Origin of the sequence: Mycolicibacter icosiumassiliensis (assembly GCF_900078685.2) — a bacterium.
GTDB lineage: Bacteria > Actinomycetota > Actinomycetes > Mycobacteriales > Mycobacteriaceae > Mycobacterium > Mycobacterium icosiumassiliensis.
This window is the reverse complement of sequence record NZ_LT546170.1, coordinates 470,468-484,822: the sequence shown is the minus strand read 5'-3', so window position 1 is coordinate 484,822 and position 14,355 is coordinate 470,468. Positions and strand designations below refer to the sequence as shown.

The window sequence follows — 14,355 nt, the reverse complement described above, 5'->3', positions numbered from 1 at the left end:
TGCGGCCTGCCGCCTTACACCAACTTCGAGCCCTCGATGCCTGAAGTCAGGCCGCAGCCATGAATCCGACTCGTCCCGATACGCTGAGCCCCATGGCAATCGACTCGCGGCCCGCCCAGAAATCGGATATCCCCTCGCTGGCGCAGGCATTGGGGCGGGCGTTCTACGACGACCCGGTCTCGATGTGGCTGCTTCCCGACGACCAGGCCCGCGCCGAGCAGTTGACGACGTTCTTCGGCACATCTACTCGGGTTCATCACCTGCCGGGCGGCGGTGTCGAGGTGGCCGACGACGGTGCAGTCGTTGGGGCGGCCGCGCTGTGGGACCCGCCCAACCGTTGGAAGCAGTCGATCTGGTCGCAGCTGCGCATGGTGCCATCGCTGTTCCGGTCGTTCGGCTTCCGGCTTTCGCAGGGCCGTGCGCTGACGGATCTGTTGGACGCCAGCCATCCCGAGGAACCGCATTGGTATCTGGCGGTGATCGGCAGCGACCCGTCTGTGCGGGGACGCGGCTTCGGGCAGGCCGTCATGCAGCCGCGGCTGGATCGCTGCGACGCCGAGCTCTGCCCGGCCTACCTGGAGTCCAGCAAGCACGAAAACGTGCCGTACTACGAGCGTTTCGGCTTCCGGGTGATCGGCGAGATCAATGTCCCCAACGGCGGCCCGACGCTGTGGAAGATGTGGCGGGAGCCGCAGACCCCGTAGTGCTCAGTCGCTGACCGAGCCACTGAGGCGTTCGGCGGCGGCGATGTAGTCCTCGGCGAACTCGAACACGACGTCACGTGCGGACTTCACCTTGTTCATCAGCCCGACCCCCTGGCCGACGAAATAGGTGGACAGGGCTTGCGCCCCGGGGTGTCCGGTGGCGGCCAGCTTGTCGATGCGCCGCAAGGTGGGTTCGGCCAGCATCGATTGCAGTGGCAGCGGCAGGGTCGGGTGGCCCTTGTCGTTGGGCCGCCACGCATCAGTCCAATCAGAGACCAGTTGGCGAGCGGGCTTGCCGGTGCGCCCGGTGGAGCGAATGGTGTCCCGCGAGGTGGCCGCGAGCATCTTCTGCACGGTGTGCGGAGCTGTTTCGGCTTCCTCGGTGGTGAGCCATACCGAACCCGTCCATGCGCCGGCGGCACCCAACGCCACGCAGGCCGCCATCTGTCGACCGGTGACGATCCCGCCGGCGGCAAGCACGGGCACGGCATTGTCGATGGCTTCGATGACTTCGGGAACGACGACCAGCGTGGAGACTTCACCGCAGTGTCCGCCCGCCTCGGTTCCCTGAGCGACGATCAGATCCACACCTTGCGCTACTTGCTTAAGGGCGTGCTCCTTGGCGCCGACGAGCGCTGCGACCGGAATGCCATTGTCTTTGCCGGACTTGATCATGTAGTCCGGCGGCACACCGAGTGCGTTGGCCATCATGCGAATGGGATGGGCGACGGCGACTTCGAGTAGTTGTTCGCCGTTGCTGCCGGCGAGCATGGCCGATCCTACGCGGGGCTTTTCCTCGGGCTCAATGTCGTGCTGTGCCAGCAGTTCTGCGATGAAGCCCCGATACTCATCGGGGATCCGGTCGGACAGTTGGCGACCGGACAGGTTCTCGCCCTTGCCTTCGAATTTGGCCGGCACGATGATGTCGATGCCGTAGGGCTTTCCTTTGACCTGCTCGTCGATCCAGGTCAGTTCCTGATCCAACTGTTCCGGTGTGTAGGCGGCGCCGCCGAGCACGCCGAAGCCGCCCGCGTTGGTCACCGCGGCCACCACGTCGCGGCAGTGGCTGAAGGCGAAAAGCGGGAATTCGATGCCGTACTGCTCGCAGAGGGGGGTCTTCACGGTGTCGCCGCTCCTTTGGTAACGGGGATCGAGAACGGTTCCTCGGCCCCACGGGGTGAGGCAACTGCGGCGACGTTATCGCAGCACAGCTGAAGCGGCACGGCTGGTGCGGTCTGATGACCGAAACACCGATGCCGCCAGGTCTTTGACCTGGCGGCATATCGGCGTGCGAAGAGCTATCAGCCCACCAGTGCCGCGAGCAGCGCTGACAGGTCGGAGTCGCCGAGGTCGGGAGCCGAGAAGCTGTGGCCGGCCAACAAGGACTCGATTCCGGTGGATTCGGCGCTCCCCGGATGCGGCAGCGGGGGGTCGGTCGGTTCGATGGTCCCGGATCCCGTCAGGTAGGCGACGCCGTGCGCCACCAGTTGGAGCGCGTCTACCGACAGACCACCGAAGAAGTCATTGACTTCCTGGGCGACTTGGGCCAGATCACTGATCAGGAAGATGTCCTGGTCGACGATGCCCTGCAGGAACTTGTCGATGTCGCCGACCCAACCGTCGATCACGTAAGGGACGGTGGCGACGACGGTGCGGAGGCCCAGGGCCAGGTCGTTGCCGATGTTCGGGTAGCCGTACATCGCGAGCGCGTCGGTGAGCGCCTGCTTGAGGTCGACGGGTGTGACGAGGCCGTTCAGGACGGTCGGGTCGAACGCCATCGAGACGCCGTCGAAGTCCGACCGCATCGGGGCGCCGAACAGCGACAAGATCGTGGGCGTGATGTCGGCGATCGAGTAGTTCAGGTTCTGGCTGCCGTCGGTGGCGTGGTCGCCGGCCTGATCGAAGATGACGAACTGCGACGTCTCGTTGGGCGACTGGAAGCCGTGCCCGAAGCCCAGCGACTGCTGGTGGCCGTGGTCGGTGGTGATGATGATCGACCAGTCGTCGCCGGTGGCCGCCTTGGCCTGCGCGACTGCGGCCAGAATCTGCTGAATGTTGTCGCCGACATTGATGACGGCCTGCTTGTACTCGTCCGACCCGCCGCCGAACCCGTGTCCGGCCTCGTCGACCTGCACTTGGTAGGAGAACATGAAGGTGTCGATGTTCGGGTTGGTCGTGGTCGCCAGGATCTGGGCGATGGTCTGCGCGGTGACCGCTGCGTCGGTGTCGGCCCAGTTGTTCTGGAACGGGACGAACAAGTTGTTGTCGGCCCCGTAGCCGCCCGCGGCGGCCATGTCGTTGATGTAGTCCCAGTCGGCGATCACCGAGGTCTCAATGTTCGGGTTGTAGTTCTCGAGCAGGTTGAACACCGTCGGCCACTTGTCGTACGGCTCGGGCTCGAACACGTTGTTGATCACACCGTGCTTGTCGTCCCATACTCCGGTGAGGATCGTCGACCACGACGGACCGGAGATCGTGGTGTGGTTGACCTCGGTCGCGGCCCCGGTGATGCCCTGGTCCATCGCGGTCTTGAAGCCGCTGTCTTGGTTGTAGGCGTACTCGAGGATCTTGTCCAAGTTGGTGCCATCGGTGCCGATCAGCAACACGTGCTGGGCGGTAAGCAGCCAGTCGGCCGTCGTTGCGGACAGCCCCGCCGGCGCCCCGACAGCGGCCCCCGTTCCGGCAACCAGGCCGGCGACGGCCACACCACTGAGGAACTTCTTCATTGTTGTCACGGTCGGATTCCCTCGTCGAATATTGCCAGCCAATTGGCGCAAGACTAACAGTTACCCAGCGAAAACTCAGTTTTCTGCCAAAAATCGCTCATTTGAGCAGGGAGTTGCTGAGGAGGTCAGTGGGTTATTTCAGCTGGCGAGACGCACGTCACCGGCCTTGTATCAGCTCAGCAGGGCATCCACATCGGGGAGGGGGAAGATGTCCTGGTCGACGATCGTCTGCAGGTAGTTGAGGATGGGCGGCAGTGCGTAGTTCTCGAGGAAGTAGCCGGCTCCGCCCGCCAGTGCACGGATGCTGAGCATGACGTCGGTGCCGATGTCCGGGTAGCCGTAGCTGTGGATCGCGTCGGTGAGGGCCTGCTTGAGATCGGCCGGGAAGACGATGCCGTTCAGGATGTCCGGGTCGGTCTGCATCGGGACACCGTCGAAGTCCGACCGCATCGGGATGCCGAAGGCCTGCAGGATCGTGGGGGTGATGTCGATGGTCTGGTAGCTCAAGCTCTGCCCGCCGGCCTGCGCGTCGTTTCCAGCCAACGACAACATCACGAAGCTCGACGTCTCGTTGGGTGACTGGAAGCCGTGGCCGAGGCTGAATCCGAACAGGTCCGGGTTCTGCTGGTGGCCGTGGTCGGTGACCCCGATGATCGTCCAGCGGTCGCCGGTAGCCGCCTCGGCCTGGGCTACCGCCTCCAGGATTTCCTTCCAGTTGGCCCCGACGTTGATGACGGCGTCCCGGTACTGCTCTGAACCGCCGCCATACGAGTGCCCGGCATGGTCCACCTGCGACTGGTAGGAAAACATGAAGGTGTCGAGGTTCGGGTTGTTGGTGGTCGCCAGGATCCGGGAGATGGTCTCCTGGGTGACCAGTGCGTCCATCTCCGCTGAGGTGGAGCCACCGGTGATACCGATGATGTGGTCGGCCGGATAACCCCCGGTGGAGGCCATTTCGGTGAACAGGCCCCGGCCGGAGATGACTGTGGTGTCGACTTCGGGCTTGTTGTACTCGATCAGGTTGAACACCGACGGCCAGGTTGTGTACGGCTCGGGCCGGTAGACGTTGCTGACCACCCCATGCTTGTCGTCCCACACCCCGGTGAGGATCGTCGACCACGACGGCGTGGACATAGTCATATGGCCGGCGATGGTGGTGGCCGCGGTGATACCCCGGTCCATCAGCATCTTGAAGCCGCTGTCGTCGTTGTAGGCGTACTCCAGGATCTTGTCCAGGTTGGTGCCGTCGGTGCCGAGCAGCAGCACATGCTCCGCGGCGAGCATCCACTCGGCGGTCACGGCAGACAGTCCCAGCGGCGTCCCTGCCGCCGCGGCTCCCGTACCGGCAACCAGGCTGGCGACGGCCGTAGCGCACAGAAACTGCTTCACCTTTGTCACGATCGGGTCTCCTCGTTGAAGTGGTTAATGGCGCCGTCGGTTTCGGCGGATCAGCCCAGCAGGGCCTCGACGTCGAGCGGCGGAGACAAGGCGGTGGCCAGCAGGGACAGATCGGAGAACTCGGCGCTGCCCGGCGCCGGTAGCGGCGCGTCTTCGGGTGCGATCGTGCCCGACCCCAACAGGTGCGTGATTCCCATTGCCAGCGTGTTGGTCACGTCCACCGTCAGACCGCCGAAGAAGTCGTTGATCTGCTGGGCGACCTCGGCCAGCCCGCCGATCAGGAAGATGTCCTGGTCGGCGATCCCCTGCAGGAATTTGTCGATCTCCATCATGAACTTGTCGATGAAGTACGGCACCGACCCGGCCAGCGTCCGGATGGCCAGCGTTATGTCGTTGCCGATATTCGGATAGCCGTACATCGCCATGGCGTCGGTGAGCGCCTGCTTGAGATCGACGGGCGTGACGTGGCTATTCAGGACGGTCGGGTCGAATGCCATTGAGACACCGTCGAAGTCCGACCGCAACGGGATGCCGAACAGCGACAAGATCGTCGGGGTGATGTCGGCGATCGAGTAGTTCAGGTTCTGGCTGCCGTCGGACGCGTGATCGCCGGCTTGGTCGAAGATGACGAACGACGTTGTCTCGTTGGGCGACTGGAAGCCGTGGCCGATGCTGAGGCCGGGCAGGGTCACGGTCTGCTGGTGGCCATGATCGGTGGTGACGATGATCGACCAGTCGTCGCCGGTGATCGACTGCACCTGAGCGATCGCGGCCAGGATCTGCTGGATGTTGGCCCCGAGATTGATGATGGCCTGCATGTATTCTTCCGACCCGCTGGCGAACGAGTGTCCGGCGTGGTCGCCCTGCGACTGATAGGAGAACAGGAAACTCGAGATGTCATCGGGGTTGTCCGCCGTGCCGAGGATCTGGGCGATGGTGAGCGCGGTGACCAGCTCGTCGCTTTGGGCGGGGCTGTCCCCGGCCGGGACGAAGACGTTGTTGTCGACCGAGTACTTGCCGGCGTCGGCCAACTGGTTGAGGTATTCCCAGTTGCTGATGATCGTGGTGTCGATCTCCGGCTTGTTGTACTCGATCAGGTTGAACACCGACGGCCACGCGTTGTAGGGCTCGGGCCGGAACAGGTTGTTGTAGACCCCGTGCTTGTCGTCCCACACGCCGGTGAGGATCGTCGACCACGAAGGCCCGGAGAGGGTGGTGTGGTTGGTCAGACTTGCGGTCCCGGTGATGCCCTGGTCCATCGCCGTCTTGAAGCCGCTGTCGTCGTTATAGGCGTATTCCAGGACTTTGGCGAGGTTGACGCCGTCGAGGCCGATCAGCAACACATGCTCCGCGGTCAGCATCCAGTCGGCGGTCACCGCCGACAGGCCGATCTGCGTCCCTACCGCTGCGCCCGTTCCGGCGACCAGGCCGGCGACGGTCACGCCGCACAGATACTGCTTCACCTTTGTCACGTTCGATATCCCTCGCTGGAGTTACGCGGACCATTGGGCGGCAATCCTAGCAGCTGGTCCCCAGGAAAAATTAAGCTTTGTGGACCAATACGCTTATTTACCCAGAAAGTTACTGAGGAATCTGAATTAACCGTCCAGGTGCGGTGGCGCTGCGCACGCACCCGACGATCTGCCCGCCGTATCGCTCGAGTCGCCGCAGGCGACTTTGCCGGGGTCCTCACGGGGGACCCGTCCGGGCACTGGACGCATCCGAGATCCGCTGGAGCACAGCCATGAGCGACGATCACCGTCGCCAGGCGGGCCAAGTGGAACTGGATGGAGGTCGCTTGGCCGGAGCCCGGCCCATGTAGCGCCATACCGGGATCATTAAACGCTGCTACACTTGCTACATGACGGACTATGACATCGCCGAGGTGGACGATGGACTAGAAGTCCGTGGCGTCACCCGAGGGGAACTCACGCAGGCGCTTCAGCTCAGCAGCTTCCTCAGAGCAACCGTAATTGAATACGAGCCCATTGGATCTCTGCCGGAACTACGCGACCCTTCCCGGGTCCGTGAGTTTCTCGGATTGTACGGAGCTATCCGCACGCTGCAATCCGAGCATGTGGAGGCGTCCCGCGAAGATCTACTTCGGGCGCTGATGGGCCATGGCGTTAGCCTGACCCCCGCCGCGACCCTGTCGCAGGCGAAGCGTTTGGCCACCCAACGCAACGCGCTGCTCGCCATGCCCTTCCACACATACGCCTCGCTGAGTGAGCAGCGCCATTCATCGGAGTCCACCACCAGAACCTGGGTGGCACGATCCCGCCAAGCGCACAAACTATTCACCGTCGACCATGACGGCCGGACCTTGATACCGGCGTTCCAATTCGACGAGCACCTCAAGCCGCGCACCGAGCTGGCACCGATCCTGGCGGCGCTAGCTCAAGGCGGCGTGCGGGACTGGTCCCTCTGGACGTGGCTGACCAGCCCGACGAGCTTTCTCTCCGGCGAGGTGCCCGAGCGCATCGCCGCGACTGATCCAGCGCGTGCACTGCGCGCAGCCCAGCGCTTCGCCGCCGGTGCGGCCGACTAGAACCCCGGGCTTGCGAGATGACCGCTACGCCTCCGCCGCAGGATCTGGTGTGCCCGCACCCAGCCGGCTGTGGCGTCGCCACGACGTTGCCCACCCTCAACACGGTGCTACTCGACAAGGGCCGGCTGCTCTACCGCGTGTACGACGGCAAGTGGGGATATGACGAATTCAACGCAGGCTGGGGTGACACCCGGTTCGCCCCAATCGACGACCCCACAACCGGAAAGCGGTTACCCAACATGTATCTGGGCGAGTCACCTGCCGGCGTGCTACTGGAGACGGTCTTTCACGACGTGCACCAGTCGGGCAGCATGACCGCCTACGACGCGCATCTGCACGAGAAACTGTTGGCTCACATCGAGGTGCCCACCGATGCCACCCTGGGCGATCTGCGCGATCCAGAGCTACAGCGACTCAAGCTCACGCGCAGCCAAGTGATCTCGAGTCCGGCCGAGCACTATCCATGCACACGACGCCTGGCGATCGCAGCGCTCGCGCAGCAACACGATCCGCCACTGCAGGGACTGATCTGGCATTCCCGTCAAGCCGAGTTGACCAAGAAGCCACCCGAAGAAGTAATCATCCTGTTCGGAGAGAGGTACCCAGCAGAGCGTGGTACCTGGAACAGATCCGGACCCGGCTCGCAGAACCTCTACGAAGGCCCCGGGCGACTCCGCGTCGACGAGGTTGCCGAAGAACTGCGCGCGCTGATCGAGACCGATAAGGTCTAGACCTTCCCAACGACTGCTATAGGTGGTGGGTAGTCGGCGCGAGTGAAGGAGGTCGGCGGACCACCATCCCCTGATCCATGCGAGCCCGGTGCCTTCGAGCTAGAGAAGTTTCTCGCCGCCGCGCAACGTCGCGCGAAACTGCATCACCCGATACGGCCAGCCGCGCGCGGTGTTCCACTGCGACACCATCAGGCCCACCCCGCCGGTGCGATCCACCCGGGAGCGGGGCAGCACATAGCCGCCGTAGAGCTGGGCGACGCGGCCGCCGGCGTGGTCTTCGTCGTCCCAGCTGCTGCCGAGCAGCGGAAGTTGCAGCGGCTCCCCGGCCAACACGGCGGTGGGGGAGCGCAGCACCCGGTAGCCCAGGGCGTAGCGCGACGATACGAACCCGCCGAGAACCCAGGTCTGCGGGGCCAGGCGCCGCAGCGACAACTCGCCCCATGTCTCGCCGGGTGGGGTGATGGGCACCGGGGCGTGGCCCCAGGCTCGGCGCCCGCCCCGGTAGCCCCAGCCGGAGTATTTGCTCGGGTCCCCAAGGTGTGTGGGGCGCACCCTTTGCAGGATGACGCCTTTGTCGCGCTGGAATCCGGTCGAGACCACATACACCCAGCCGTCGTCGGCGTCGTAGTCCCAGGACCAGCATTGGGCGTAGCCGCGATGTAGCCGCGCCGGGAATCGCGCCCCGATGTTGTGCCAGGTGATTCCGTTGTCGGCCGATTGCCAGATCTCGGTCCACGCCACGTTGCCGAACCCGCGGTTGACGATCGCGTGCAGGTAGAGCATCTGCTCCACTCGCAGTAGATCCGACGGGATCACGGTGCTGATGGCGTAGCGGTCCAGCGGTGAGGCCGGTTGGCGGTGTCGGTAATGCCAGAGCTGGCGGGCGTACTGCGGGTCGGTGCCGCCAGCTCGTTGGTAGCACACCCGGTGCCCGGCGTCGCCGGTGCCGATCAGGATCACCGGGGATCGCCAATCGCCCTGGCCGACCCGCTCGCCGGCGAAGGTGTCGCCGAACACCGACACCAGGGCGCCGTCAGGAGCCAGTACTGAGGCGCCCAGGTCCGCGCACGTCACGCCCCACCGGTCGGTGATGCCTGGGCCGGTGACGTCGGCCAGCTTCCCGGCGGCGTTGTGCGCGGTGGAGTGCACCGCTCAAGGCTTGCTGCGCCAGCCGCCGGCGGCTAGCGCGATCATCCGAAGTTGTTTGACGGCAACATGTTTGATCTCGGCGAGCGTCTCGGCATCGGGGGCGTCTTCGATGGCCTCCGCGGTGACGATCATCGCGTTGACGAACAGTCCCGCCAGGACGTTGAGATCCTCGGCGCTCCAAGCATTGAACCCGGGGAACCGCGCCAGATCGGTGGCCAGCTCGGAAGTGATCAGCCGGATCTCGGTGCGGATCGCGTAGCGCAGCACGGTCATCCCGCTGAAGCGTTCCCGGTTGATGAATCGCCAGTACTCGTGGCGGGAGGCCACACTGTCGACCAGCACCTGCACCGAGGACTCGATGACCCGGCTGGGGTCCACGCCTCCGGTTCGGGCTTCGCGCAGTGTCTCGCGCAGCGCTCGAAATGATTCGTCGATAAGCACCAGGCCAAGGGCGTCCATCGACTCGAAATGGCGGTAGAACGCGGCCGGAACGATGTGGGCGGCGCGCGTCACTTCGCGCAGGCTCAGCGCGCTGAAGCTGCGTTCGTCCAGCAGGGTGAGCGCCGCGTTGATGATGGCGCGCCGGGTGGCTTCCTTGCGTTCCTCGCGCGAAACGCGCTCCGGACCGTCGGGCCGGGCTGATCGGGGTGGCCGTTCGGGCCGCGGTGGCCGCGTGCGCCCGGCCCGTGAATTCGGCGTACGACTGTTCACTGTTGTGAAGCGTAACACAGCGGGCAAATAACCCTTGACTCGTCGTAAACAAGTGTTCACTGTGTACATATGTTCACTCAAACTTTGACGCGGCGGGTACTGGGCTCCGGCCTGGTCGATCTGCTCACCGGTCCCCACGGGGTCGACCGCTACACCGAGCTGGTGTCGCCGACGTGGACCCAAAACGACGCCCGTGCCCGGGTCGTCGCAGTCCGGCGCGCCACTCCACGTAGCGTGACGCTGCTCCTCGAACCCAACGACGCGTTCGGCGGCTTCAAGGCAGGCCAACACGTCAACCTGTCCGTCGACATCGACGGGCGCCGGCGCACCCGGTGCTACTCGCCGGCAAGCGCCGAAGGACAACGGCTCCTCGAGCTCACCATCGGCCGCCACGAAGGGGGCCTGGTCTCCGAGCACCTGTACCGCAACGCTCAGCCCGGCATGGTGGTCGGACTGGAGACGGTCGGTGGCGACTTCGTGCTTCCGGCGATCCGCCCCCGCAGCATCCTGCTGGTCTCCGGCGGCAGCGGGATCACCCCGGTGATGGCGATGCTGCGCACGCTGATCGCCGAGCGTTATGACGGCCGGGTGACGTTCATCCATTACGCGCGCAGTCGCGACGAAGCCTGCTACCACGACGAACTCGCCGCAATGTCTCGGGTGCGGGTGCTGCACGGCTACACCCGCACGCCGGGCGAGGGCGACCTGCCGGGCTATTTCGACGCCGAGCATCTTGCGGCGGCGACGCCGAACCCGGAAGCGGTGTACGTGTGCGGGCCGCCGGCACTGGTGGCGGCCGTGCGCGAACAGTGCCCCGAGGCGATCTCCGAGAGCTTCGTGCCCCCGGTCTTCACGGTTCCGGCCGACCCGTCCGGTGGGCAGGTGAGCTTCCTCGGCAGCACCGTCTCGGTGGTCGACGACGGCCGGACTCTGCTGGAGCAGGCCGAAGCGGCGGGCCTACAACCGACCAGCGGATGCCGGATGGGCATCTGCCACAGCTGCACCTGCCGCAAAACCGGTGGCGCGGTACGAAACCTGATCACCGGCGCCATCTCCACCGCCGAGAGCGAAGACATCCAGATCTGCGTCTCCGTGCCCGTCGGCGACGTCGAAATCGATTTGTAACAGATGAAACTTCGCGAGTGGGAACCACTCGACGCCACCACCGCGTGTCGCGTCGGGCGTTTCCCACTCGCGGGAAGTAGGTAAAGGAGCCAACCATGTCCGCACCAGTTCTCGAAGCGACCGAAGTTCTCGAAGCCCCGCGCAACGATCTCCCGTCGCAGCTCGACGCTTTTGGCGCCGAGCTCGACGCCCTCCGTCAGCGCGTCCTCGACGACCTCGGCGAGCGCGACGCCGACTACATCCATCGGATCATCAAGGCGCAGCGCACCTTGGAGGTCGGCGGTCGTGCCCTGCTGTTCTTCGGCATCATCCCGCCGGCCTGGCTGGCCGGCACGGTGATGCTGGGGTTGTCGAAGATCCTCGACAACATGGAGATCGGCCACAACGTCATGCACGGCCAGTACGACTGGATGGGCGAACCGGCGTTGTACGGCAAGGATTTCGAGTGGGACAACGCCTGCCCGGGTAATCAGTGGCGGCATTCGCACAACTACATGCACCACACCTACACCAACATCGTCGGCATGGACCGCGATGTGGGCTACGGCATCCTGCGGATGAGCGACAAGCAGCCTTGGGAGCCCTACTTCTTGGGTAACCCGCTCTACGCCTTCCTGCTGATGGTGCTGTTTCAGTACGGCGTGGCGGTGCACGAGCTGGAGACCGAGCGCATCCGGGCCGGCGAGATCGGATTCGCCGACAAGAAGGAGATGCTGCTCGAGACCTGGCAGAAAGTACGTCGCCAGACCCTCAAGGACTACGTTGCCTTCCCGCTGCTGTCCGGCCCGTTCGCGCCATTGGTGTTCGCCGGCAACATGACCGCCAACCTGATGCGCAACGTGTGGTCCTACGCGATCATCTTCTGCGGGCATTTCCCGGAGGGCACGCAGGAGTTCTCCGTCGAGGAGACCCAGAACGAGTCCCGCGGGATGTGGTATTACCGCCAGATCCTCGGCTCGGCGAATCTGACCGGCGGCAAGTGGTTTCACATCTTCTCCGGCAACCTGTCGTTTCAGGTGGAACACCACCTGTTCCCCGACCTGCCGGCCCACCGCTACGCCGAGATCGCGCCACAGGTGCGGGAGATCTGCGAGCGCTACGGGGTTCCGTACAACACCGGCCCGCTGCTCAAGCAGTTCGGCAGCGTGGTCCGCAAGATCTGGAAACTCGCGCTGCCCTGGAACTAAAGTCAGCCCCTGGGGCCCAGCAGCGCGATCGAGGCGTCGATGGCCGGCTCGGTGATGACGCCGATGTCCGCGCCGTCCTCGACGGCCAGCGCAGTCAGCTCCCGCAGGCCGCCCAGCAGGATCACCGCCAGTGCCGGGCTCAGCGGCGGCAGGTTCGCGCGGCGAAACCCCGGACTGCCGCTGAGCTCGATGAGCAGGTTTGACATCAGCTCCAGGCCCCGGCGCTGGGCCGGCCGGGCCACCTCGCCCAGCGACGGCATGTCGCGGATCCAGCTCAGCGTGATCGCCGGCCGGGACCGGATCTGGGCGACGTAGGCGTGTACGGCCTGGCGGATCTGGACCTGCCAATCGGCCTCGGGATCCACCTCCGCCTGGATCCGTAGCGCCAGCTCCTCATTGTCGGCGCGCAGCAGCTCCAGCAAGCACTCTTCCTTGCTGGCGAAGTGGTCGTAGAAGGTGCGTTTGGAGGTGCGGGCGGCGCGCACGATCTCCGCGACGGTGCTGGCCCGGTAGCCGCGCTCGGCGATCGAATCGGCCAGCCCGTCGAGCAATCGACGCCGAAAGGGGTCGGCAGCGGCGGTCGCCGGCGCATCTGTTGCAGGCATCGTCATCGCCGCACCTCCTTGCGCCTAAACCTTGCCACTAGTTGGTACTAAAGAGTACCGTTTCCCGCAAGCATTGGTACGCACTGGTACCAAATATCACGTCGGGAGGCGTCGCATGACCCACACGGTTGCCAGCACGGCCGCGCACACCGTCGAGACCCCGGATTCACCGGCAATCAACCTGCCCCCCGGCCCGCGCGGGTCCAAGTTGGCGGCGGGACTGCACTTCATCTTGGCCCGACGCCAGGCGGTGCGCCGTCAGACCCGTAAATACGGTGCCGCCTTCACCGTCGAGATTCCGATGTTCGGGCCGACGGTGATCGTCACCGATCCGGAACTGGCCAGGCAGGTACTGCTGACCAACCCCGAAGATCTCGGCAATATCCAGCCCAACCTTTCCCGGATCCTCGGATCGGGTTCGGTGTTCGCTCTCGACGGTGCGGACCATCGGCGCCGGCGCAATCTGCTGAGCCCACCGTTCCACGGCAAGCGGGTGCGGGCCTACGAGGAGATCATCGTCGAGGAGACCCTCCGCGAGATCGCCACCTGGCCTACCGGGAAACCCTTCGAAACACTGCGGCCGATGAACCGGATCACCATCAACGTGATCCTGCGGGCGATCTTCGGGGCTGAAGGCGCCGAACTGGACAAGCTGCGGGTCGGCCTGCCCAAGTGGGTGACGCTGGGCTCCCGGCTGGCGGCACTGCCGATTCCGGTCCGCGGCTACGGCCGGTTCACCCCGTGGGGCCGGCTGGCCACCTGGCGCGCCGAGTACGAGACCGTCCTGGACAAGCTGATCGAGGACGTCCGTGCCGATCCCGACTTCGAGAACCGCACCGATGTGCTGACCCTGCTGTTGAACAGCAGCTACGAGGACGGCACGGCGATGACTCGCCAGGAGATCGGCGACGAACTGCTGACCCTGCTGGCCGCCGGACATGAGACCACGGCATCGACCATGGCCTGGGTCTTCGAGCGGCTGAGCCGTTACCCGCAACTGCTCGACGAGCTGACCGCTGAGGCGGACGCCGGCGGGAACACGTTGCGGCGCGCCACGATCCGCGAAGTACAGCGGGTGCGCACCGTGATCGACTTCTCCGGGCGGCATGTGTACGCGCCCAGCATTCAGATTGGCGAGTGGGTGATTCCGCGCGGCTATTCGGTGATCATTGCGATCAACCAGGTCCACCAGAACCCCGGCGCGTTCACCGACCCCGACGGGTTCGACCCCAAGCGCTACATCGCCGGCAGTCCGTCGGCGTTCGAGTGGATGCCCTACGGAGGCGGTACCCGGCGCTGCCCGGGCTCGACGTTCGCCAACCTGGAGATGGACGTGGTGTTGCGGACGGTGTTGCAGCACTTGACCATCGAGCCCACCACGGCGCCGGGAGAGAAGGTCCATTCCCGCGGCATCGCGTTCACCCCGAAGGACGGGGGTCGGATCACGGTGCGTCGCCGGGACTGACCCCGG

The 14,355-nt window shown here is 65.1% G+C and carries 13 protein-coding genes; 6 read left to right on the top strand and 7 right to left on the bottom strand.

The genetic code is table 11. The features are described from left to right. Positions 1-92 precede the first annotated feature (92 nt). Positions 93-704 (top strand): GNAT family N-acetyltransferase, encoded by a 612-nt coding sequence (locus BN4346_RS44970; RefSeq protein ID WP_067976767.1) that lies wholly within the window; start codon positions 93-95, stop codon positions 702-704. Between the two features lie 3 nt (positions 705-707). Here the strand turns inward: BN4346_RS44970 and BN4346_RS44965 are convergent, their stop codons facing one another. From BN4346_RS44965 to BN4346_RS44950, 4 genes are all read right to left on the bottom strand, one after another. Then, complete coding sequence (locus tag BN4346_RS44965) at positions 708-1,826, bottom strand: nitronate monooxygenase (protein ID WP_067976766.1); 1,119 nt, start codon at positions 1,824-1,826, stop codon at positions 708-710. A gap of 179 nt (positions 1,827-2,005) precedes the next feature. Beyond that, on the bottom strand, positions 2,006-3,430 hold the full coding sequence (locus tag BN4346_RS44960; RefSeq protein ID WP_327345116.1) for an alkaline phosphatase family protein: 1,425 nt from the start codon (positions 3,428-3,430) through the stop codon (positions 2,006-2,008). A 171-nt stretch (positions 3,431-3,601) separates the two neighbouring features. Continuing rightward, positions 3,602-4,828 carry an alkaline phosphatase family protein gene (locus BN4346_RS44955; RefSeq protein ID WP_078058850.1) on the bottom strand — a complete coding sequence of 409 codons (1,227 nt, stop codon included), beginning with the start codon at positions 4,826-4,828 and terminating at the stop codon, positions 3,602-3,604. A 50-nt stretch (positions 4,829-4,878) separates the two neighbouring features. Then, positions 4,879-6,300, bottom strand: a complete 1,422-nt coding sequence (locus BN4346_RS44950; protein WP_067976764.1) for an alkaline phosphatase family protein — start codon at positions 6,298-6,300, stop codon at positions 4,879-4,881. A 389-nt stretch (positions 6,301-6,689) separates the two neighbouring features. Here BN4346_RS44950 and BN4346_RS44945 point away from each other — a divergent pair, with 389 nt between their 5' ends. Continuing rightward, entirely contained in the window at positions 6,690-7,376 is a 687-nt protein-coding gene (locus tag BN4346_RS44945; RefSeq protein ID WP_067976763.1) for a hypothetical protein, read from the top strand. Between the two features lie 17 nt (positions 7,377-7,393). Beyond that, a complete protein-coding gene (locus BN4346_RS44940; protein ID WP_067976762.1) occupies positions 7,394-8,107 on the top strand; it encodes an RES domain-containing protein in 714 nt (237 codons plus the stop codon). Between the two features lie 99 nt (positions 8,108-8,206). On the opposite strand, the gene BN4346_RS44935 is transcribed toward BN4346_RS44940, so the two are convergent. Beyond that, positions 8,207-9,256 carry a DUF4185 domain-containing protein gene (locus BN4346_RS44935; protein WP_067976761.1) on the bottom strand — a complete coding sequence of 350 codons (1,050 nt, stop codon included), beginning with the start codon at positions 9,254-9,256 and terminating at the stop codon, positions 8,207-8,209. Between the two features lie 3 nt (positions 9,257-9,259). Then, positions 9,260-9,967, bottom strand: a complete 708-nt coding sequence (locus BN4346_RS44930) for a TetR family transcriptional regulator (protein ID WP_067976760.1) — start codon at positions 9,965-9,967, stop codon at positions 9,260-9,262. Between the two features lie 69 nt (positions 9,968-10,036). Here BN4346_RS44930 and BN4346_RS44925 point away from each other — a divergent pair, with 69 nt between their 5' ends. Together BN4346_RS44925 and BN4346_RS44920 are read left to right on the top strand one after the other, a co-directional pair. Further along, positions 10,037-11,092 carry a flavin reductase family protein gene (locus BN4346_RS44925; RefSeq protein WP_067976759.1) on the top strand — a complete coding sequence of 352 codons (1,056 nt, stop codon included), beginning with the start codon at positions 10,037-10,039 and terminating at the stop codon, positions 11,090-11,092. 95 nt (positions 11,093-11,187) lie between these two features. Then, on the top strand, positions 11,188-12,279 hold the full coding sequence (locus tag BN4346_RS44920; RefSeq protein ID WP_067976758.1) for a fatty acid desaturase family protein: 1,092 nt from the start codon (positions 11,188-11,190) through the stop codon (positions 12,277-12,279). 2 nt (positions 12,280-12,281) lie between these two features. Here the strand turns inward: BN4346_RS44920 and BN4346_RS44915 are convergent, their stop codons facing one another. Continuing rightward, positions 12,282-12,884, bottom strand: a complete 603-nt coding sequence (locus BN4346_RS44915; RefSeq protein WP_067976785.1) for a TetR/AcrR family transcriptional regulator — start codon at positions 12,882-12,884, stop codon at positions 12,282-12,284. Positions 12,885-12,999: 115 nt separating this feature from the next. Between BN4346_RS44915 and BN4346_RS44910 the strand changes: the two genes are divergently transcribed. After that, positions 13,000-14,349 (top strand): cytochrome P450, encoded by a 1,350-nt coding sequence (locus BN4346_RS44910; protein ID WP_067976757.1) that lies wholly within the window; start codon positions 13,000-13,002, stop codon positions 14,347-14,349. The last annotated feature ends 6 nt before the right edge of the window (positions 14,350-14,355 follow it).

What these genes read in the sequence shown, in the direction of transcription:
- BN4346_RS44940 (WP_067976762.1), top strand. Translation starts at nt 7,394, where the DNA reads ATGACCGCTACGCCTCCGCCGCAGGATCTGGTGTGCCCGCACCCAGCC.
- BN4346_RS44960 (WP_327345116.1), bottom strand. Translation starts at nt 3,430, where the DNA reads ATGAAGAAGTTCCTCAGTGGTGTGGCCGTCGCCGGCCTGGTTGCCGGA.
- BN4346_RS44920 (WP_067976758.1), top strand. Translation starts at nt 11,188, where the DNA reads ATGTCCGCACCAGTTCTCGAAGCGACCGAAGTTCTCGAAGCCCCGCGC.
- BN4346_RS44925 (WP_067976759.1), top strand. Translation starts at nt 10,037, where the DNA reads ATGTTCACTCAAACTTTGACGCGGCGGGTACTGGGCTCCGGCCTGGTC.
- BN4346_RS44970 (WP_067976767.1), top strand. Translation starts at nt 93, where the DNA reads ATGGCAATCGACTCGCGGCCCGCCCAGAAATCGGATATCCCCTCGCTG.
- BN4346_RS44945 (WP_067976763.1), top strand. Translation starts at nt 6,690, where the DNA reads ATGACGGACTATGACATCGCCGAGGTGGACGATGGACTAGAAGTCCGT.
- BN4346_RS44910 (WP_067976757.1), top strand. Translation starts at nt 13,000, where the DNA reads ATGACCCACACGGTTGCCAGCACGGCCGCGCACACCGTCGAGACCCCG.
- BN4346_RS44915 (WP_067976785.1), bottom strand. Translation starts at nt 12,884, where the DNA reads ATGCCTGCAACAGATGCGCCGGCGACCGCCGCTGCCGACCCCTTTCGG.